Here is a 19,575-nt window from a genome sequence, read left to right as displayed (position 1 = left end):
GCAAGCGCCGTTAAACGGCACCATCAGGCAGCGTCAAGATCAGCGGACCGTTCCGGGTTGCGACGACCGTATGCTCGAACTGGACGGTCGGAGCCTGTGGATCGGAATAGAGCGTCCACGCATCGTCACCGCCTTCGGCCCATGTCGCGCCAAGCGACAGGAACGGTTCGACGGTGAAGACGAGGCCTTCGGTCATCATCCGCTTCTCGGAAGGGTCCGGCCAGGTGGAAAGCTCGCCGGGCTCCTCGTGCAGCGAACGGCCGATGCCGTGGCTCGCGAGGTTGGCGACCAGCGTGTACCGGTTCTTTGCGGCAAAGGCGCCGACGGCCTTGCCGATTTTCGCCAGCGGCTCGCCGGCCTTCACCTGATTGAGACCCACCCAGAGCGCGCGTTTGCCATCGCGGCAGAGCTTCTCGATCTTCGGCTTGACCGGTGGCACGGTAAAGGAGGCGCCGGTATCGGAAAAGAAGCCGCCCTTTTCGGCCGAGACATCGATGTTGATGAGATCGCCCGGACGGATCACCCGCGCACCGGGAATGCCGTGAGCGATTTCCTCGTTGACGCTGATGCAAGTGGCACCCGGAAACTGATAGCAGACTTCCGGCGCCGAACGCGCGCCGGCATCCTCCAGCACCTTGCGTCCAATCTCGTCGAGCTCGAGCGTCGTCATACCGGGCTCCACGGACGCTGCCATCACCTGAATGGCGTTGGCGCAGATGCGGCCGATGTCCTTCAGTTTAACCAGCTCGTCGTCGTTTTCGATTACCATCTCTTTTCCCGGCCTGCCGCAAGGCGCAGTCCTCACGGGGTTCAGGCCGTGGCTTTCGCCCCTTCGCCTGTGTCAGTCAATGCCTTTCTGACAAGCGGAGCCACTTTCGTGCCGTAGAGTTCGATACCGCGCATGATCTGGTCATGCGGCATGAGGCCGATCGCCATCTGCAACAGGAAGCGATCGTTCTTGAAGATCTTGTGGTGTGCGACGATCTTCTCGGCCACCACTTCGGGGTCTCCGACGAAGAGCGCTCCGGAAGGTCCACGCGACATGTCGAAATGCGCCCGGCTTGTCGGTCCCCAGCCCCGCTCGCGGCCGATGCGGTTCATGACTTCGGCCTGCGGACCGTAGAATTGGTCGGCTGCCGCATCCGTCGTATCGGCGATGAACCCATGGACGTTGATGCTCGTCTTCAGCTTCGACTGATCCTGCCCGGCCCGGCGCGCCGCCTCGCGGTAAAGATCAAACAGCGGCGCAAAGCGGCGCGGCTCGCCGCCGATGATCGCAAGTGCCACAGGCAGACCGAGCGCGCCGGCACGTGCCACGGATTGCGGCGTGCCGCCGACGGCGATCCAGAGCGGCAGCGGATCCTGCAGCGGACGCGGATAGACGCCTCGGCCGTTGATCGGCGCACGCAGTTCGCCCTGCCAGTTGACCACCTCGCCTTCGCGCAGCGCCAGCAACAAATCGAGCTTCTCTTCGAAGAGCTGGTCGTAATCTTCGAGGTTATAACCGAAGAGCGGGAAGGACTCGATGAACGAACCGCGCCCCGCCATGATCTCGGCACGGCCATTCGAGATGAGGTCAAGCGTCGCAAACTGCTGGAAGACGCGCACCGGATCGTCCGAGGAAAGCACGGTCACCGCGCTGGTCAGCCGAATATTCTCCGTCTTCACTGCAGCCGCGGCAAGCGCAACGGCAGGCGCCGAAACGGCGTAGTCGGGCCGGTGATGCTCGCCGAGCCCGAACACATCGAGCCCCACCTGGTCGGCAAGCTCGATTTCCTCGATGAGATGCTTGAGCCTCTCGGCTCCTTCAGCGCCCTTGCTGCGCGCCGGATCGGGGTTCACGTCGGCGAAGGTATAAAGACCCAATTCCATGGTCGGCAATCCTGTTGAATGTGCCATGGAGATAAGAATGCCGGCGGCGAAGGGCAACCGGAAATTCTGGATCGGATCGTTCGATGCAGTTGATGGGTGAGGCCGTCGAAACGGCCCCTATTGCGTGCAATCAACGATGGCCATGATAAAAGTGTCGTCATAGGCGCCATCATGAAAGATCGCGTTTCGGCGGATACCCTCTTTGACAAAGCCCATCTTTTCATAAAGCCTTATTGCCGCATGGTTTGACGCGTAGACGCTAAGCTCGATACGCGTGAGTCCGATGCGCCTTGCCGCGGCGATCGTCTCGCCAAGAAGAGCCTGCCCAATCCCGCGATTGCGATAAACTGGCAAGCAACCCATTCCGAGCGTGCCGCTATGCCTCGTGTTAAAGTCCGAGTTGCGCCGCACATCGCACCAGCCAACCACGGCTTCACCATCCATCGCCAAAAGATGAGGATTACCGGCCTCTATATTGCCAAGCACAAATGTCCTGGTCTGCTCGATCGGCGGGGCGCTCTCGCGCGACAGATATTTCCGTTCGCGTGCGACAGCGTCGAGGACGGCGCGATAGGCTTCTATAAGCTGTATCGTAATGGGTTGGATTCTGATTGGCATAGAGGCCTCGCTCGTAAACGATGAAAAACACTAGCGCGGCCACAAAAAGGGAACAAATTTAAGTTGTTGAAATCCGCGATCACAGATTGTGATATGAAGCTTTCGCGGCTGTGTCAGGCCGCGCGATCCCACGGATTGACGATCTCGATATCCATCGCCTGGAAATCGCGAACGTTGCGGGTTAACAGCGTCAGCCCATGCACCATCGCCGTCGCTCCAATAAACGAATCTCGCATCGAGCGAGGATCGGGTACGTGCAAGGCAGCACAACGTAACGCAATACCCTGGTCGATGTCGATGATGCGGCCTTGTAATTGCGCCCTCGCCTGCACGAACCAGTGCCGCAAGACCGACGCTTGCTCAGCATCGCGCCGCTCCAGCCTCAATATCCCGTTCTCAATCTCGAAAAGCGTTATGACCGAGATATAGAGACGCTCGGAAGGAATCTCGGAGAACCATTCGGCAAAGACATGATCTGCCTTGCCGGTAAGCAGCTTGCGGAACTCCGACAGAACATTCGTATCAAGGAGATACATTTAGGAAAAATCGGCAGGCTTCAGCCCGAAATCATCAATCCTCGGCGGCTCGAACTCGATCTCGTCCGCGCCCGGAGAATAGAAAAGCTCCGCAATACTCGGCCCTTTTTGCGCGAGCTTGCTATATTCCTCGATAGTCAACAGAACATGCGACGGCTTGCCGCGATCGGTAATGAATACCGGCCCCTTCGCGGCCGCTTTCTTCGCGCCGCTGCTGTCCTGGTTGAATTCCCTGCTGGTCATAACTGTCATGGCAGCCACCTCTATGTAGAAACGTTACTACATATATAAGCCGTTGCCAATCCGAATCCAAAATCAAAGGGTTGCGGGCGCTGGCGGATTCTGGATCGAAACCGCTTCAGCGCCGGCTTGAACTGCTTCGAGCGTCAGAGGCGCGCGAGAAGCTCGGCGAGCTGATCGGCCGCCTTCCCCCAGCCTTCATGGAAGCCCATCTTTTCGTGCGCTTCCTTGTCTTCAGCGCGCCAATGCACCACCTTGGCCGTGTACTTGGTTCGGCCGTTACCCAGGTCTTCGAGAAGGACCGTGGCGGTCATAAAGGGCTTTTCGGAGGGAACCCAGGCGCTGGTATAGGCATCCGTGAAGACGAGCTTCTCGTTTTCGACGACCTCCAGGTAGACACCGCGATTTGGAAATTCCTGACCTTCCGGACCGCGCATGACGACAAGGCTCGAACCGCCCGGGCGGACGTCGCTCTCGACCTTTGTGATGGTCCAGGGGCGCGGGACGAACCATTCCTTCATGAGTTCAGGATCCGTCCAGGCCTTGAAGATCTTCTCACGCGGAGCATCGAATTCGCGGACGAGAACGAGTTCATGTGTTGCTTCGGCAGTCATTTTCGGCATTCCTCCTGTTGAGCGAAACCTGTTTTCCGTCAGGTTGTTGCAAGGACGTCCCGGCAATCGCCGTCCCGACATCACCAGTCATTTTTCTTGAAATTTATTTCGCGGCCGGGTGCGCTGGCTCGCTCTGCAGCTTGTCGATCTGCAGGCGGATGTGAGCCGCTTCGGCAGCGGAATTCGCAAGCGCGATCGCATGATCGAAGGCTTCGCGCGCCTCTTTCACTCGCCCCATCTGCTTCAGCAGCCCGCCGCGCAGGCCATGATAGTAAAAGTAGCCGTTAAGCTTTTCGCCGAGCGTTTCGACGAGCTGCAATGCCTCCTCCGGCCCCTTGAGCTTCGAGACCGCGACAGCGCGATTGAGCGTGACGACCGGAGACGGATGAACGCGCTCGAGCACGCCGTAGAGCAGATCGATCTCTGCCCAGTCGGTATCCTCGGCGCGCTTCGCCCGCGAATGGAGGGCGGCAATCGCCGCCTGCAACTGGTAGGGACCAGGCTGGCGATGGCGGATCGCCTTGTCGAGCAGGTTCAGCGCTTCGTTGATCAGTGCATGGTTCCAGCGCGAGCGGTCCTGGTCTTCGAGCAAGACCAGTTCGCCGTTGGCATCGAAGCGCGCCTCGCGCCGCGATATCTGCAGCAGCATCAACGCCAGGAGACCCATGATCTCAGGCTCACCCGGAAAAATGCGGAGCATCAGGCGTCCGAGCCGGATCGCCTCGTCGCTGAAGGCAGCCGCCTCGCATTTCGGATCGCCCTGCGAGTAGCCCTCGTTGAAGATGAGATAGATCATCGTCGAGACGATCGACAGCCGTTCCGCCCGTTCCTCGGGTCCCGGCGTTTCGAAAGGCACGCCAGCTTTGGCGACTCGCGCCTTGGCGCGGGTGATGCGCTGCTCCATGGCGCTTTCGCCGACGAGAAAGGCGCGCGCGATCTGCTGTACGGAAAGGCCGGAAACGATGCGCAGCGCCAGCGCGATCTGCTGCGTCGCCGGCAGGTCCGGATGGCAGCAGATGAAAAGCAGCCGCAGGATATCGTCACGATAGTTGGAGTCGTCGAGCCGGTCAGCGAGTTCGCCTTCGGCATCCTCTTTGTCGGAAATCAGGTCCTCGTCGGGCAGCGCCTGGGTCTTCGACTGCTTGCGCACGGCGTCGATACCGCTGTTGCGGCCGACGAAGATCAACCAGGCGGTCGGGTCACGCGGCGGGCCCTTGTCCGGCCAGGTGCGGATCGCGCGCAGGCATGCCTCTTGAAACGCTTCTTCCGCGATGTCGAGATTGCGGAAGTAACGCAGCAGCGCTCCCAGAGCCTTCGGCCGGGCAGCAGTCAGCGCAACGTCGATCCAGGCAATATCTGTCATGCGGCTGCTTCTCCGGGCCGGAAGACATAGAACGGCCGAATTTCATAGGATGTCGAGCCGGGATTGACCGCCGAGAGCTCCTTCGAGAAGGCGATTGCCTCATCGAGGGTCTCGAAATCGACGACGTAGAAACCGAGCAGCGCTTCCTTGGTTTCGGCAAAGGGACCATCGAGTACGAGCGGCTCTTCCTTGCCCTTGCGCACGGTGGTCGCAGCCGTCGTCGGCATCAGCCGTCCGACCGGACCAAGCTTGCCGGCCCTGGCGACCGGTGCCTGCACTGCATGGAGTTTCGCCATGACGGCGTCTTCCTCCTCCTTGGACCAGGAGAAGACCGTCTCTTCGTTGGCATAGCAAAGGATCGCGTAGAGCATCTGTTACTCCTCCTCTCAATGACGAAGGAGTAACCCGGCTTCCGACACGGCGCAGCAAAAATTATCGATGGGAAAGGAGCAGCCCTAACGAGAGGGCCGCTACCTGCTGGCAGCGGCCCATGTCTCTCGTCAGCTTGCCCAGTGCGAGCAACGGATGACGCTGCAGAAATTGCCGCGGTGGAAATGCGGATCCTTGTCCGCGAGAACGTCGGCCTTGACGTTGCCAAACGTCGTTTCCGGCTTGTGCTTGATGCCGTCATAGAAGGTCTGGATGATGTTTTCCTTGAAGTGATCGCCGCGCGGATGGGCATGCACCACCGCCTCGCGCTCGGCATCGCTGTATTCCTTGTAGGCCAGCCCCAGCACGTCCATCTCGACGCCGGCCGTGACCAGTGCCACGACAGGATGCATGTGTTGCGGTATGCCGGGAGTGGTGTGCAGCGCAATTGCCGTCCAGACGGTATCGATATCGGCCTGCGAAATGCCGTGGCTCTTGAGAAAATCGCGGGCGGCATTGGCGCCGTCGACCTCGAAGCGCTCATCCGCGCTGCTGTGCTGGTGGGTCAGCCCCATGTCGTGAAACATGGCGCCGGCATAGAGCAGCTCCGGATCGAAGCTCAGGCCGCGCCGTTTCCCGGCGAGCGCCGCGAAATAGTAAACGCGGCTGGAATGGTGAAAAAGCAGCGACGATTCCGTATCGCGAACCAGCGCGGTTATCTCTCGCGCAAGCCTGCTGTCGGGGATGCTGATGCCATCGATCGAAAGTGTCATGGTTTATCTCCTTGCGGTTGGACAAGGTCGAGAGTAAAAGCGGCAGAAATTGTCCTCAATCGACGCAACACGTCATTTACTGCCAAAACCTGACCGGAGCGGACGCTGCCGTGACAAACAAAACGAAGACCATCGCCATCCTCGCCGTTCCAGGCGTACAGCTCCTCGACGTCTCAGGCCCGCTCGACGTCTTCGCCGAGGCCAATGTCCAGGCGGGCAAGGAGATCTACCGGCTGCTGGTGATCGCAGTGGAGCACGGCCATATCCGCAGTTCTTCGGGCGCGCGGCTTGTCACGGACTACGTCGTGGGCGACGACATCCCGAAGATCGATACCTTGCTCGTCGCCGGTTGCCCCAATGCGGCGGAGATCGCACCCGGCGCAAAGATGATTGCATGGCTGCGCCGGGCAGCACCGAAGGCGAGGCGCTACGGTTCCGTCTGCAGCGGCGCCTTCATGCTGGCTGCGGCCGGCCTTCTTGACGGGCGCCGGATCACGACGCACTGGGCGGTGGCTGACACGCTCGCCAAAACCTATCCCACAGTGACCGTCGAGGCCGATGCCATCCATGTCCGGGACGGACCATTGCGAACCGCTGCCGGCGTTACCGCCGGGCTCGATCTGGCGCTTGCGCTCGTCGAGGAGGATTTAGGGCGCGATGTCGCGATGAGGGTCGCAGGCCAGCTCGTCATGTTCTTCAAGCGGCCAGGCGGGCAGATGCAGTTCAGCCGGAAGGGCGAAGCCGCGCCCGCCGGCCGGTCCGCATTGCAGGAAGTGCAGCGCTGGATTGCCGTCAATCCGGCCGCGGACCACAGCGTTGCCGCACTGGCGCACCGGATGGAACTCAGCCCGCGCCATTTCGCGCGGCTGTTCCGCGACGAGGTCGGCACGACACCGGCCGCCTGGGTGGAGGCTGCCCGTATCACGGCCGCGCGAACCCTGTTGGAAGGGGGCCACGCACCAAAGCAGGTCGCTTCCGAATGCGGCTTTGCCGATGCCGATACGCTGCGACGGGCCTTCACGCGGCAAGTCGGCGTGACGCCGGCTGAGTATCGGCGGCAATATGCGAAGCTCAGCGCATCGCATTAACCTGTTGAGGCGGCCGTGATTAACCACAGATGATGCGCCGGCACATCTGCCATGGAACCGCCTGCTTTCGTGTGGATGGCTCGCTGACCGTCGAGGCAATCCATATCCAATCGATTTTTAGGAAGCCGATGAAGCCTATTGCAAGCACCCTTTCCACATTTGCCGTCATCTGCGTGAGCGCCACTGCCGCATCGGCCGCGCCCCAGAACTTCATCTATACCAGCTCCGGAAATCTCGACGCCGCCAAGGCCCTGCTCGAGCGGCCGGATATCGGCGGCGCGCAGGTCGTCTATAATTGGAAGATGCTGGAAGCGGCGAAAGGCGAATACGACTTCTCTGCAATCGAGAGAGATCTCGCCATCACCGACGGTCTTCACAAGAAGCTCTTCATCCAAGTGCAGGACCGCTTCTTCAATCCGAAAGCCCGCAACATCCCGGACTACATGCTCACCGGCACCGAGTATGGCGGTGGCCTTGCGCCGCAGTTCGACAATCCGGGCGAGAACAAGGGCATCGGTTCAGGCTGGGTGGCGCAGCAATGGAACCCGGCGGTTCGCGAGCGCTATCAGGCGCTTATCGCCGCGCTGGCTGCAAAATTCGACGGACGCGTCTACGGCATCAACCTACCCGAAACGTCGATCGATCTCGATCCGAAGAACGAGCCGAAGGATTTCTCCTGCGACGCCTATTTCTCCGGGGAAATGGAAAACCTCGGCTTCGCGCGCAAGGCCTTCGTAAAATCCATGGTCGTTCAATATGTGAACTTCTGGCCCTGCGAATGGGAGAACGACCACAAGTACATGAGCCGCCTCTTCGATTTCGCGGCAAAGAACAATATCGGGCTGGGCGGACCGGACATCGTGCCCAACCGGAAGGCGCAGATGAAGAACTCCTATCCCTTCTTCAACCAGTACAAGGGTAAGCTTGCCTATGTCGGCATGGCCGTGCAGGAGCCGACGCTGACCTACAAGAATCCGAAGACGAAGAAGCCCTTCACCAAGGAAGAGTTCACAGCCTTCGCCGACGACTATCTCGGCGGCAGCGTCATTTTCTGGAGCGTGAGGAGCCCCTGGTTCAAGCAGTGACACTCAACCGCTTCGCCATCTGATCGAGCGCGCGTTTGAACAACGACTTGTCATCGAGGGCGCGCGACAACACCAGCGCGCCTTGTATTCCTACCACGGCATCTTCAGCCGCCGCCCTCGCCTCGCCTGCCGCGCGGCCGCTGCGAACAAGGGCATCGGCAAGCGCATCGATCCAGCGTTGGAAATAGCCATTGATGGTGGAGGCAAAACGCTCGCGGGTCTCGTCCAGCGCAAAGGCGCCGACCAGGCAGATGCGCCCTCCGGAGCGGAAATACTCGTCGACGTTCCGCCACATCGCGCCGATTGCCGCAGCAGGCTCGTCGCGGCGCAGCGGCTCATAGACGAAATCCTCGAACCAGCGATCGACCTCAGCAAGCACCGCAGCCGCCATCTCTTCCTTCCCGCCGGGAAAGAAGTGATAGAGGCTGCCTTTGCCGATACCGGTCCGCTCGGTGATCCGGCTGAGCGTCGCGCCTTCGAAACCCAGCTCGCGAAAGGTTTCAGCAAGCAGCGGCACCACATCGGCGCGTTCGTAGAGCGTTTTCAGAGCGGGTGCCTTTCCTCAGAGGCCAAGGTCCGAGAGGCCCGGATGATCATCCGGCCGGCGGCCGAGGGGCCAGTGGAATTTGCGGTCCGATTCCTTGATGGGAAGATCGTTGATGCAGGCGAAACGCCGCTGCATCAAGCCCGCTTCATCGTATTCCCAATTCTCGTTGCCATAGGAACGAAACCAGTTGTTGCTGTCGTCGTGCCACTCATAGGCGTAGCGCACGGCAATACGGTTCCCGCCGAAGGTCCACAGCTCCTTGATCAGCCGGTAGTCCAGCTCCTTGGCCCATTTGCGCGTGAGGAATGCGACGATCTCGGCGCGGCCGTTGACGAATTCGGCCCGGTTCCGCCAGCGGCTGTCGGGCGTATAGGCCAGCGAGACTTTGTCCGGGTTGCGGCTGTTCCAGCCGTCTTCGGCGAGGCGAACTTTCTGAATGGCGGTTTCAAGCGTGAATGGCGGAACGAGAGCAGACATGACATTTTCTCCTGTACTGATCTTCATCATCTATACCGATCAGTACAGGATTTGAAAAAACGGCGCAAGTCGTTTTGCATGTCGCCGAACGAGCCCTGCTATTTGTCTTTTCTTCCGAGCACCGTCGTGCTTTCGGCATGCCGAACCTGCGATCCGGCTACCACCGCAGACTTCGGAGCGCTCTTGTCCTTCTTGGGTTTGCGTATCTCGCGGTTGCTGCGCAGCTGTCCCTTGGCCATGGCACCTTCCCTCCGTAAATCACATCGAGGAAACGAAGATTGGCGATCATCGAGACCCGATGGTCCAATCCAGGGCCATTCTATCACAACTTCAATGCTGATTGAGGATGCTGTGCCAACGGCTGCTGTCGGGGTACACGCTTTGCGGAAGCAAAGCGCCTTATGCTTCGCTCAATGTCCGCTTCACGGCGCTGCGCCACCCCTTCAGCTTGGCCGCCCGCGTCTTGTCGTCCATATCAGGCTCGAAGCGCCGGTCGCGTTTCCACTTGGCGGAAAAGCCCTTGCGGTCGGGCCACACGCCTGCCCTACTTCCGGCAAGCCAGGCAGCGCCGAGTGCTGTGGTTTCGAGGATGGCCGGGCGGTCGACGGGGGCTTCCAGCAGGTCGGAAAGGCGTTGCATCGTCCAGTCGGAAGCGACCATGCCGCCGTCGACGCGCAGCACCGTGTCCTCCTTGCCGTTCCTCCAGTCCTTCTGCATGGCTTCGAGCAGGTCGCGCGTCTGATAGCAGACGGCTTCGAGCACCGCGCGGGCAAATTCGGCGGGACCGGTATTGCGCGTCAAACCGAAGATTGCGCCGCGTGCCTTCGGATCCCAATGCGGCGCGCCGAGGCCGGTGAACGCCGGGACCAGATAGACCTCCTGCGTCGGGTCGGCCAGTTCGGCAAGCTCCCCGGTTTTCGCAGCGGTGTCGATGATGCCAAGGCCGTCGCGCAGCCATTGCACGGCCGCGCCCGCGATGAAGATCGAGCCTTCGAGCGCATAGGTCGTTTCACCGTTCAAGCGATAAGCGATGGTGGTGAGCAGCCGGTTCTTGGAACGCACGATGTCAGCGCCGGTGTTGAGCAGTGCGAAGCAGCCCGTGCCGTAGGTTGATTTCAACATGCCGGGCTCGAAGCAGGCCTGGCCGATGGTCGCGGCCTGCTGGTCGCCGGCAACGCCGAGAATCGGGATAGCGACGCCGAAGATAGAGGGATCGGTAACGCCGAAATCGGCGGCGCAATCCTTGACCTCCGGCAACATTGCGGCCGGCACGCGCAGGATTTCGAGCAGTTCCTCGTCCCATCTGTTCTCGGCGATGTTGTACATGAGCGTGCGTGACGCATTGGTGGCATCGGTGACGAAGCTCTTGCCGCCGGTCAGCCGCCAGATGAGGAAGGTGTCGATAGTACCGAAGCAGAGGTCGCCTCTGGCAGCACGCGCCCGCGCGCCCTTCACGTTGGCCAGCATCCAGGAAAGCTTGGTGCCGGAGAAATAGGGATCGAGAATGAGCCCCGTCTTCTTCGTGAATGTCTTCTCGAGACCCTGGCGCTTGAGATTGTCGCAGTAAGTCGCCGTGCGGCGATCCTGCCAGACGATGGCGTTCTGGATCGGCTTGCCGGTTTCGCGCTCCCACACGACGACGGTCTCGCGCTGATTGGTGATGCCAAGCGCTGCGATATCCTTGGCTTTGATCTTCGCTTCCCTGAGCGCCATCTTGATGGTCGAAACCACCGAATCCCAGATTTCTTCGGGATCGTGCTCGACCCAGCCCGAGCGCGGATAGATCTGGGTAAACTCCTTCTGGCCGGCTCCGGCGATCTTCATGTCGCCATCGAAGATGATCGCTCGTGTCGACGTCGTGCCCTGATCGATCGCCAAAACATATCCGCTCACGCTGTCCCTCCAATGCGCATCGCTTCTATCGGTGAAAATCATTAAGGCACCAAAGCGAACGTGAAAAGAAAATAAAACGAAATAACAAGCAGCTACGCACCCGGCCATCTCGGCCGCTCGCTTCACTTGCAAATCCATGTCGCGCGCGATTGCCAGAAGCGCCGCTTTGCGCATACCTTCCGGGTAGTGCGTCGGGAACAAGCCACAAGGAGAAGAGCATGAAGAGAACCGTTGTCGTCACCGGATCCACCAGTGGCATCGGCCTTGCGATTGCCACCGCCTTTGCCGGAAAGGGTGACAACGTCGTCATCAACGGCTTCGGAAACACCGATGAAATCAAGGCGATAGTGGAGCGGCTTGAATCGCTCTCGAAGGCCGGCGTGCTCTACCATCCGGCCGATATGACGAAGCCGGCCGAGATCGCCGATCTTATCGCAACCGCGGCCAAGACCTTCGGCGCGGTCGATGTGCTCGTCAACAATGCCGGCGTTCAGCATGTCGAGAAGATCGAGGACTTCCCGATCGAGAAATGGGACCAGATCATCGCCATCAACCTGTCGAGCTCGTTTCACACGATGCGCGCCGCAATCCCGCTGATGAAGGCGAAGAAGCATGGCCGCATCATCAACATCGCCTCGGCGCACGCGCTCGTCGCCTCGCCGTTCAAATCCGCCTATGTGGCCGCAAAGCATGGTATATTAGGCCTGACGAAGACGGCAGCGCTCGAACTTGCCGAGTTCGGCGTGACGGTGAACGCCATTTGCCCCGGCTATGTCCTGACGCCGCTCGTCGAAAAGCAGATACCGGATACGGCCAAGGCTCGCGGCATGACCGAGGAACAGGTGAAGACCGAGGTGATCCTCAAGGCCCAGCCGACGCACGAATTCGTCAAGGCCGAGGAGATCGGCGCCCTGGCGCTCTATCTGGCGAGCGACGACGCACGGCAGGTGACCGGCACCCACATCTCGATTGACGGGGGCTGGACCGCGGCATAACCATTTAAAAAACAACAATAAGGGGTACCATGAAAGACTGCATCCGCTTCATCCTCAATGGCGAGGACATCGCACTCAACGATGTCCAGCCCACCGAGACGCTGCTCGATTTCCTGCGGCTGAGGCGCCGGTTGACCGGGACGAAGGAGGGATGCGCCGAAGGCGATTGCGGCGCCTGCACGGTGCTGGTCGGCCGGCTTGTGGACGGCAAGCTGTCCTACGAGACGGTCAATGCCTGCATACGCTTCCTGGGCTCGATGAACGGCACCCATGTCGTCACCGTCGAGCATCTCGCCGCCAGAGACGGCACGCTGCACCCGGTGCAGCAGGCGATGGTGGATTACCACGGCTCGCAGTGCGGTTTCTGCACGCCCGGTTTTGTGATGTCTCTCTACGGTCTCTGGCTTGCGAACGAAAAGCCCGGCCGGGCTGAGATCGAAAAGGCGCTGCAGGGCAATCTCTGTCGCTGCACCGGCTACGAACCGATCGTCAAGGCCGCGGAGGCCGTCAGCCGCGCACGGCCGAGCGCGCTGTTCGATCCGCTGGAAAAGACGCGCTCGGATATTGTCGCCCGGCTTTGGGCGATGCAGACACGCGAGACGATCACCATCGCATCCGGCGAAGAGCGATTGATCATCCCCGGTTCCGTCGAGGCGCTGGCGCGCATTCTGGCTGATGAACCGGGAGCGATCGTCGTCGCCGGTTCGACGGATGTCGGGCTCTGGGTGACGAAGCAGATGCGGGCGCTGAACCCGGCTGTCTTCATCAATCACCTGAGCGAATTGCAGACGGTCAAGGCGACCGACGGCGGCGTCACGATCGGGGCTGGCGTGACCTACACCAAGGCTTTCGACGTTCTCGCCGCGAAGGTGCCCACGCTCGGCAATCTCATCAACCGCATTGGCGGCGAGCAAGTGCGAAACATGGGCACGATCGGCGGCAATATCGCAAATGGCTCGCCGATCGGCGACAGCCCGCCGCCGTTGATCGCACTCGGCGCCACGCTGAAACTGCGCTCGGCAATGGGCACGCGCATGTTGCGGCTGGAAGACTTTTTCATCGATTACGGCAAGCAGGACCGCAAGCCCGGCGAATTCGTCGAGAGCGTCTTCATGCCCTACCCGGCCGAGGGGAGCCGGTTCGCGGTCTACAAGATCACCAAGCGTCGCGACGAGGACATCACCGCCGTGCTCGGCGCCTTCTATCTGACGCTCGATGACGCAGGCGACGTCAATGACATTCGCATTGCCTTCGGCGGCATGGCGGGAACCCCGAAACGCGCCCGCACCGTCGAGGCGGAGTTGATCGGCAAGCCGTGGACCGAGGAAACCGTCGACAAGGCGCGCGACGCCTTCGACGCCGATTTCCAGCCGCTGACCGACTGGCGCGCCACCGCCGAATACCGGCAACTGACGGCGAAGAATTTGCTTACGCGCTTCTACCTGGAAACGATGGGCACGCCGGTGGAATTGAAACGGTTCGAGGGAGTGGCGTGATGGATCACTTGACTGTTTGCCCCAACAAGCCCCCTCATCCGGCTGCCGCCACCTTCTCCCCGAGGGGAGAAGGGATGTGCCGCGCCGTCTCGTTCCCCCTTCTCCCCAGCGGGGAGAAGGTGCCCGGAGGGCGGATGAGGGGGTGGCTCGCTCCGAGTTGCATGACGGAGGTGACCCATGGATAAATCCACCTTCGACACCGCCAAAGCGATGATCTCAGGCCCGATGCACAGTTCGCTGAAACATGATTCAGCCCATAAGCATGTGACCGGAACCGCTGATTATATCGACGATATTCCAGAACCCGCGGGCCTGCTGCACGGCGCGCTCGGCACATCCGACCGCGCCCATGCGGACATCCTCAGCATGGACCTTTCCGAGGTCCGCCAGCATCCGGGCGTCGTCTGGGTCTTCACCGGCAAGGACGTGCCGGGCGTCAATGATGTTTCCTCCAACGGCAGCCATGACGAGCCGCTGCTGGCCGAAACCAGGGTCGAATTCCACGGCCAGCCGATCTTTGCCGTGATCGCCGAAACCCGCGATGCAGCACGCAAGGCCGCGCGCAAGGCCAGGATCGAATATCGCGACCTGCCGCACTGGAGCGATATCGACGGCGCGCTCGAAAACGGCAGCCCGCTCGTTATCACTCCGATGACGCTGCAGCGCGGCGACGCCAAGGCTGAAATGGCCAACGCCCCTCGCCGGCTGAAAGGCCAGATGCGCATCGGCGGCCAGGAGCATTTCTACCTCGAGGGCCATATCGCCATGGCGATCCCCGGCGAGGACGACGAAGTCACGGTCTGGTCTTCGACGCAGCATCCGAGCGAAATCCAGCATATCGTCGGCCATGCGCTGAACATTCCCTCGAATGCCGTCACCGTGAACGTGCGCCGCATGGGCGGCGGCTTCGGCGGCAAGGAAACGCAGGGCAACCAGTTTGCGGCCCTTGCCGCGATCGCCGCAAAGAAACTCAAGCGGGCCGTCAAGTTCCGCCCCGACCGCGACGAGGACATGAGCGCGACCGGCAAGCGCCACGACTTCCTGGTGGATTACGAACTCGGCTTCGACGACGAAGGCCGGATCCACGCGGTGGACGCGACCTATGCGGCGCGCTGCGGCTTCTCCTCCGACCTTTCCGGACCGGTCACCGACCGGGCGCTCTTCCATGCGGACTCCAGCTATTTCTACCCGCATGTGCATCTGCAGTCGAAGCCGCTCAAGACACATACAGTCTCGAACACCGCCTTCCGCGGTTTCGGCGGGCCGCAGGGCATGCTCGGCGCCGAGCGTTTCATCGAGGAAATCGCCTACGCCACCGGCAAGGACCCGCTCGAAGTCCGCAAGCTGAATTTCTACGGACAGCCCGGCTCGGGGCGCACGCTGACGCCCTACCATCAGGAAGTCGAAGACAGCATCCTCGAACGCATCGTCGGCGAACTGGAGGAGAGCGCCGACTATCAGGAGCGCCGCAATGCTATCATCAGCTTCAATCGCGACAGCCGGTATATCCGCAAGGGCATTGCCCTGACGCCGGTGAAGTTCGGCATTTCCTTTACGATGACCGCCTTCAACCAGGCGGGCGCCCTCGTGCATGTCTATCAGGATGGCTCGATCCACCTGAACCACGGCGGCACGGAGATGGGCCAGGGCCTCTATACCAAGGTGGCACAAGTTCTGGCGGACAGCTTCCAGGTCGATATCGACCGCGTGAAGATCACCGCGACCACCACCGGCAAGGTCCCGAACACCTCGGCAACGGCCGCCTCCTCCGGCTCCGACCTGAACGGCATGGCCGCCTTCGACGCCGCCCGGCAGATCAAGGAGCGGCTCGTCGCCTTCGCCGCCGAAAAATGGAGCGTCGATCCCGCCGACGTCATCTTCCTGCCGAACCGCGTGAAGATCGGCGATAGCGAAATCCCCTTCCCGGACCTCATCAAACAGGCCTATTTCGCCCGCGTGCAACTGTCGGCCGCCGGCTTCTACAAGACGCCGAAGATCCACTGGGACAGGCAGGCGGGTCGCGGCACGCCATTTTACTACTTCGCCTATGGTGCCGCCTGCTCGGAAGTCTCGATCGACACGCTTACCGGCGAATATCTGGTCGACCGCACCGACATCCTGCACGACGTCGGCCGTTCACTGAACCCGGCGATCGACATCGGACAGGTCGAAGGCGGCTTCGTCCAGGGCATGGGATGGCTGACGACCGAAGAACTCTGGTGGGACGAGAAAGGCCGGCTGCGCACGCATGCCCCCTCCACCTACAAGATCCCGCTCGCCTCGGACCGTCCGAAAATCTTCAACGTCCGGCTGGCGGAATGGTCGGAAAACAATGAGGCCACTATCGGCCGCTCCAAGGCCGTCGGCGAACCGCCGCTGATGCTGGCGATCTCCGTGTTTGAAGCGCTCTCGATGGCGGTGGCGAGCGTCGCAGACTACAGGATCTGCCCGCGGCTCGACGCGCCGGCAACGCCGGAGCGGGTGCTGATGGCGGTGGAGCGGCTGCGACGGGTGTGACGATGGCGAAACATCCCTTCTCTTCGTCGAAAGAAAGAACGGATGGCGGACTTTGTCCTAACCGAGAGGACATAACAAAGAGACGAGCTGGCAAGACCGAACAGGCCCGCAGACTGCGCCGAAGTGACACCGAAGAAGAGTACCGACTTTGGGGTGAACTTCGAAATCGGCGGCTGAACGGTCACAAATTTATGCGCCAAGTGCCGCTTGGACCCTACGTCGTCGATTTTCTTTGCCGAGAGATGCGGTTGATTGTTGAGGTCGATGGCTTTCAGCATGCCGCCGATCCCGCTGATGCCACGCGGACGCATTGGCTAAATGGCAATGGATATTCGATTCTGCGATTTTGGAATCACGAGATCACACGGGAAAGGCGGGCGGTTCTGGAGACAATCCTAGCTGCGCTTGAAGGACAGATATTTCAGCGGGATGACACTCTGCGCTTTTATCCTGCGATCGTGCGCCCGAGGAATACTGATAGATGAAGCGCCCGAACCAAGCCCCCTCATCCGGCCCTTCGGTGGAGAATGCGGCAATCGTCGCGAGTCTCTTCTCCCCCTCGGGGAGAAGGTGCCGGCAGGCGGATGAGGGGGTAGCGCGGCACACTCAGCCTCCGCTGTACGACATGGATTGGTTTCCATGACAGATTTCTTTCAATTCCTTACCGCCCACCCCGTTTCCATCCTGGTAGACATCATCGGCACGCAAGGCTCGACCCCGCGTGAGGCGGGCGCCTTCATGCTTGTCTCCGAAAGCGCCAGTTGGGGCACGATCGGCGGTGGGCAGCTTGAATTCATGGCGATCGGAAACGCCCGTGAGCTCCTGAAGGGCGCCGGCCGCGCGTCCATGGACATTCCCCTCGGGCCGGCGATCGGGCAGTGCTGCGGCGGGCGCACGCAGCTGCGGTTTCGGAAGATCACGGATGAACTGGCGGCGGAGCTGAAGATCAGGCAGGCGGACGAAGCGGCGCATCTGCCGGATGTCTATCTCTTCGGTGCTGGCCATGTTGGCCATGCGCTGGCTGCCGCGCTCGCGCCGCTGCCGCTTTCCGTCACCGTCGTTGAGACGCGCCAGGAAGAACTCGCAAACCTGCCGCCAGACACGAAGACACGGCTTACGCCGATGCCGGAAGAGCTGGTGAAGGCCATGCGGGCGGGTTCTGCCGTGGTGATCCTGACGCATGATCATGCGCTCGATTTCATGATCGCGCGCGAGGCACTGGCGAGAACCGATCTGTCCTATGTTGGCATGATCGGCTCGGCGACGAAGCGCGCCACCTTCGCAAGCTGGTTATCGCAGGAGGGCGGCGAGCGGCGATGGCTCGACCGCCTCGTACTGCCGATCGGCGGGTCGGCGGTCAGGGACAAGCGTCCCGAAGTGATCGCCGCCATGACCGCCGCCGAAATATTGGCGGCCCTTTTCGCCTACCGTCAAAACTCGTCCTCGTAACGCGGGTCTCGCCCATCCAGGAAGCCGAGATCGCGCTTCACGCGGTCCGGCATGCTGTCGAGGTCGATCCGCGACGGATGGAACAGCTTGGCGCGGACCCAGTCCGCGACACTGGAAACAAGCGCTGAACTCGAGGGACTGACGGGCCTTGCGCTCTCTTCGATAGCATTGCAGTCCATGACATCACCTTTGTTCATTTGATGCTATGCCTTGCAGTCTGCCGAAAGAAATGCTGCAATTCCAATCGAACAACCGTCTGCATGCATAAAGAGAACTTATCCATGAAGCTGTCGAAGCAATTTCCGCTGAATGCGCTGCGCGCCTTCGAGGCCGTCGCCCGGCTCGGCAGCTTCACCAAGGCGGGCGAAGAGCTCGGCATGACGCAGACCGCCGTCAGCTATCAGGTGAAACTGCTGGAGGAGAATGTCGGTGAGCCGCTTTTCCTGCGGCGCCCGAGGCAGATAAGCCTGACGGAAACCGGCGAAAGGCTGGCTCCGCAGGTCACCGAGGCTTTCGAGATGCTGCAGCTCGCCATGGCAGAGGCGCGCGGAGAGACGGAGGTGACGCTGCAGATCACCTGTCTCGCGACCTTTGCGTCGCAATGGCTCGCCCGCAGACTCGGCAATTTCCAGCTCGCCAATCCGAATATCGCCGTGCGGATCAACACGTCAGATACACTGGTCGATTTTGCCCGTGAGGCATTCGATGTCGGCATCCGCTCGGGCACGGGAGATTGGCCCGGCCTGCGCGCCGAAAAACTGATGGACGTCTATTTCACGCCGATGCTGAGCCCGGCACTTGCCGACAGCATCGGTGGCATCCATGAACCAGCGGACCTCTTAAAGCTCCGGATTTTCGACCCCACGGACCCATGGTGGCACCAGTGGCTCGAAGCGGCGGGCGTGCCCACGTCGAGCCTGAAGACAAGGGCGACGAGCTTTTATGGCGCGCAGGCCTATGAGGCAGCCGCTGCGGTCGCCGGCCAGGGCGTCGCGATCCTGACGCCAGACTTCTACCCGGAAGAGCTGGCAAGCGGAAAGCTGATCCGTCCCTTCGAGCTTGCCTGCACCGATGGCCGTGGCTACTGGCTCGCCTATCCTGAAAGCCGTCGCAACGTTCCGAAGATCAAGGCATTTCGCAACTGGATATTGGAGGAAATGCACGGCAAGGAGGCTCGCCCTCAATAGCCCATTTCCGGCGCGTAGAAGCAGCGTGGTGTGTCCTCGTTCGGGAACAGGCAAAGGTGATAGTCGCCGTCGCCCGATTGCATCGCCTTCGTCATCGGCAGCATGAAGACATGCGCCCGTGTCACCAGCCGATGGTCGCCAGGCAGCAACGTTACGCGGTATCCCCTGGGAGTAACCTGGACGCTTTTCGAAGGGATCATCTGGCAATCGCCATTTTGACTATCGCCGTTGCAACAAAAGGGATCGTAAGACCAACCTGATGGGGCGTCGTGGGCACTCACGCTCGACGCAAACGCAATCATCACACCTGCCAGAATGCTGCGCATGGGCTATTCTCCGTCGATGAATGCCCCGCCTCAAATGCGGTTTCCACCTCATCCCGGCGGCCTTCAATGGAAACTGTAGCCTAATCTTGACATTTCAATGATCACAAAATTTGTGCAGCGCAGCATATTC

The 19,575-nt window shown here is 61.0% G+C and carries 23 protein-coding genes; 8 read left to right on the top strand and 15 right to left on the bottom strand.

Going from position 1 to position 19,575, the window contains the following annotated elements:
- Window positions 1–10 precede the first annotated feature (10 nt).
- The 9 genes from map to HGP14_RS13605 form a co-directional block, all read right to left on the bottom strand.
- A complete protein-coding gene (map, locus tag HGP14_RS13645; RefSeq protein WP_168830407.1) occupies window positions 11–769 on the bottom strand; it encodes a type I methionyl aminopeptidase in 759 nt (252 codons plus the stop codon).
- 41 nt (window positions 770–810) lie between these two features.
- The gene (locus tag HGP14_RS13640) at window positions 811–1,872 is read right to left on the bottom strand and encodes an LLM class flavin-dependent oxidoreductase (protein ID WP_168830406.1); all 1,062 of its coding nucleotides are present in this window, start codon (window positions 1,870–1,872) and stop codon (window positions 811–813) included.
- Between the two features lie 117 nt (window positions 1,873–1,989).
- On the bottom strand, window positions 1,990–2,490 hold the full coding sequence (locus HGP14_RS13635; RefSeq protein ID WP_168830405.1) for a GNAT family N-acetyltransferase: 501 nt from the start codon (window positions 2,488–2,490) through the stop codon (window positions 1,990–1,992).
- 113 nt (window positions 2,491–2,603) lie between these two features.
- A complete protein-coding gene (locus tag HGP14_RS13630; RefSeq protein ID WP_168830404.1) occupies window positions 2,604–3,026 on the bottom strand; it encodes a type II toxin-antitoxin system VapC family toxin in 423 nt (140 codons plus the stop codon).
- The gene (locus tag HGP14_RS13625) at window positions 3,027–3,278 is read right to left on the bottom strand and encodes a type II toxin-antitoxin system prevent-host-death family antitoxin (RefSeq protein ID WP_168830403.1); all 252 of its coding nucleotides are present in this window, start codon (window positions 3,276–3,278) and stop codon (window positions 3,027–3,029) included. It abuts the gene before it with no gap.
- Between the two features lie 134 nt (window positions 3,279–3,412).
- Window positions 3,413–3,880 carry an SRPBCC family protein gene (locus tag HGP14_RS13620; protein WP_168830402.1) on the bottom strand — a complete coding sequence of 156 codons (468 nt, stop codon included), beginning with the start codon at window positions 3,878–3,880 and terminating at the stop codon, window positions 3,413–3,415.
- Between the two features lie 103 nt (window positions 3,881–3,983).
- Window positions 3,984–5,243 carry an RNA polymerase sigma factor gene (locus tag HGP14_RS13615; protein WP_168830401.1) on the bottom strand — a complete coding sequence of 420 codons (1,260 nt, stop codon included), beginning with the start codon at window positions 5,241–5,243 and terminating at the stop codon, window positions 3,984–3,986.
- Window positions 5,240–5,614: a YciI family protein gene (locus HGP14_RS13610; RefSeq protein ID WP_168830400.1), complete on the bottom strand. Its 375-nt coding sequence runs from the start codon at window positions 5,612–5,614 to the stop codon at window positions 5,240–5,242. Before HGP14_RS13610 ends, HGP14_RS13615 begins: the two co-directional genes overlap by 4 nt.
- A gap of 129 nt (window positions 5,615–5,743) precedes the next feature.
- A complete protein-coding gene (locus HGP14_RS13605) occupies window positions 5,744–6,385 on the bottom strand; it encodes an HD domain-containing protein (RefSeq protein WP_168830399.1) in 642 nt (213 codons plus the stop codon).
- 110 nt (window positions 6,386–6,495) lie between these two features.
- On the opposite strand from HGP14_RS13605, the gene HGP14_RS13600 reads away from it, so the two are divergent.
- Together HGP14_RS13600 and HGP14_RS13595 are read left to right on the top strand one after the other, a co-directional pair.
- Complete coding sequence (locus HGP14_RS13600; protein WP_168830398.1) at window positions 6,496–7,473, top strand: GlxA family transcriptional regulator; 978 nt, start codon at window positions 6,496–6,498, stop codon at window positions 7,471–7,473.
- Between the two features lie 128 nt (window positions 7,474–7,601).
- Window positions 7,602–8,558, top strand: a complete 957-nt coding sequence (locus HGP14_RS13595; protein WP_168830397.1) for a hypothetical protein — start codon at window positions 7,602–7,604, stop codon at window positions 8,556–8,558.
- Here HGP14_RS13595 and HGP14_RS13590 read toward each other — a convergent pair.
- The 4 genes from HGP14_RS13590 to glpK all read right to left on the bottom strand — a co-directional run bounded on the left by HGP14_RS13590 (window position 8,548) and on the right by glpK (window position 11,475).
- Window positions 8,548–9,105, bottom strand: coding sequence for a TetR/AcrR family transcriptional regulator (locus HGP14_RS13590; RefSeq protein ID WP_168830832.1), 558 nt, complete (start codon window positions 9,103–9,105; stop codon window positions 8,548–8,550). The two genes, HGP14_RS13595 and HGP14_RS13590, sit on opposite strands and share 11 nt — an antisense overlap.
- A 15-nt stretch (window positions 9,106–9,120) precedes the next feature.
- Window positions 9,121–9,582: a nuclear transport factor 2 family protein gene (locus HGP14_RS13585; protein ID WP_168830396.1), complete on the bottom strand. Its 462-nt coding sequence runs from the start codon at window positions 9,580–9,582 to the stop codon at window positions 9,121–9,123.
- Between the two features lie 98 nt (window positions 9,583–9,680).
- A complete protein-coding gene (locus HGP14_RS13580) occupies window positions 9,681–9,821 on the bottom strand; it encodes a hypothetical protein (protein WP_168830395.1) in 141 nt (46 codons plus the stop codon).
- 160 nt (window positions 9,822–9,981) lie between these two features.
- On the bottom strand, window positions 9,982–11,475 hold the full coding sequence (gene glpK, locus HGP14_RS13575) for a glycerol kinase GlpK (protein WP_168830394.1): 1,494 nt from the start codon (window positions 11,473–11,475) through the stop codon (window positions 9,982–9,984).
- A 218-nt stretch (window positions 11,476–11,693) separates the two neighbouring features.
- On the opposite strand from glpK, the gene HGP14_RS13570 reads away from it, so the two are divergent.
- From HGP14_RS13570 to xdhC, 5 genes are all read left to right on the top strand, one after another.
- Window positions 11,694–12,470, top strand: a complete 777-nt coding sequence (locus HGP14_RS13570) for a 3-hydroxybutyrate dehydrogenase (protein WP_168830393.1) — start codon at window positions 11,694–11,696, stop codon at window positions 12,468–12,470.
- A 29-nt stretch (window positions 12,471–12,499) separates the two neighbouring features.
- Window positions 12,500–13,966: a xanthine dehydrogenase small subunit gene (xdhA, locus tag HGP14_RS13565; protein WP_168830392.1), complete on the top strand. Its 1,467-nt coding sequence runs from the start codon at window positions 12,500–12,502 to the stop codon at window positions 13,964–13,966.
- 177 nt (window positions 13,967–14,143) lie between these two features.
- Window positions 14,144–16,483: a xanthine dehydrogenase molybdopterin binding subunit gene (gene xdhB, locus HGP14_RS13560; protein ID WP_168830391.1), complete on the top strand. Its 2,340-nt coding sequence runs from the start codon at window positions 14,144–14,146 to the stop codon at window positions 16,481–16,483.
- Window positions 16,411–16,968 carry an endonuclease domain-containing protein gene (locus tag HGP14_RS13555; protein ID WP_409527080.1) on the top strand — a complete coding sequence of 186 codons (558 nt, stop codon included), beginning with the start codon at window positions 16,411–16,413 and terminating at the stop codon, window positions 16,966–16,968. Before xdhB ends, HGP14_RS13555 begins: the two co-directional genes overlap by 73 nt.
- A 154-nt stretch (window positions 16,969–17,122) precedes the next feature.
- Window positions 17,123–17,932: a xanthine dehydrogenase accessory protein XdhC gene (gene xdhC, locus HGP14_RS13550; protein ID WP_168830389.1), complete on the top strand. Its 810-nt coding sequence runs from the start codon at window positions 17,123–17,125 to the stop codon at window positions 17,930–17,932.
- Here the strand turns inward: xdhC and HGP14_RS13545 are convergent.
- Complete coding sequence (locus HGP14_RS13545; RefSeq protein WP_409527077.1) at window positions 17,914–18,129, bottom strand: hypothetical protein; 216 nt, start codon at window positions 18,127–18,129, stop codon at window positions 17,914–17,916. The genes xdhC and HGP14_RS13545 overlap by 19 nt on opposite strands.
- Window positions 18,130–18,213: 84 nt before the next feature.
- Between HGP14_RS13545 and HGP14_RS13540 the strand changes: the two genes are divergently transcribed.
- A complete protein-coding gene (locus tag HGP14_RS13540; RefSeq protein ID WP_205927164.1) occupies window positions 18,214–19,119 on the top strand; it encodes a LysR substrate-binding domain-containing protein in 906 nt (301 codons plus the stop codon).
- Here the strand turns inward: HGP14_RS13540 and HGP14_RS13535 are convergent.
- Complete coding sequence (locus tag HGP14_RS13535) at window positions 19,113–19,445, bottom strand: hypothetical protein (RefSeq protein ID WP_168830387.1); 333 nt, start codon at window positions 19,443–19,445, stop codon at window positions 19,113–19,115. The two genes, HGP14_RS13540 and HGP14_RS13535, sit on opposite strands and share 7 nt — an antisense overlap.
- Window positions 19,446–19,575 lie beyond the last annotated feature (130 nt).

It is taken from the genome of Rhizobium sp. P32RR-XVIII, assembly GCF_012641395.1.
Taxonomy (GTDB): domain Bacteria; phylum Pseudomonadota; class Alphaproteobacteria; order Rhizobiales; family Rhizobiaceae; genus Rhizobium.
The sequence above is the reverse complement of the archived record's forward strand: the minus strand, read 5'-3'. Positions and strand labels throughout refer to the sequence as shown.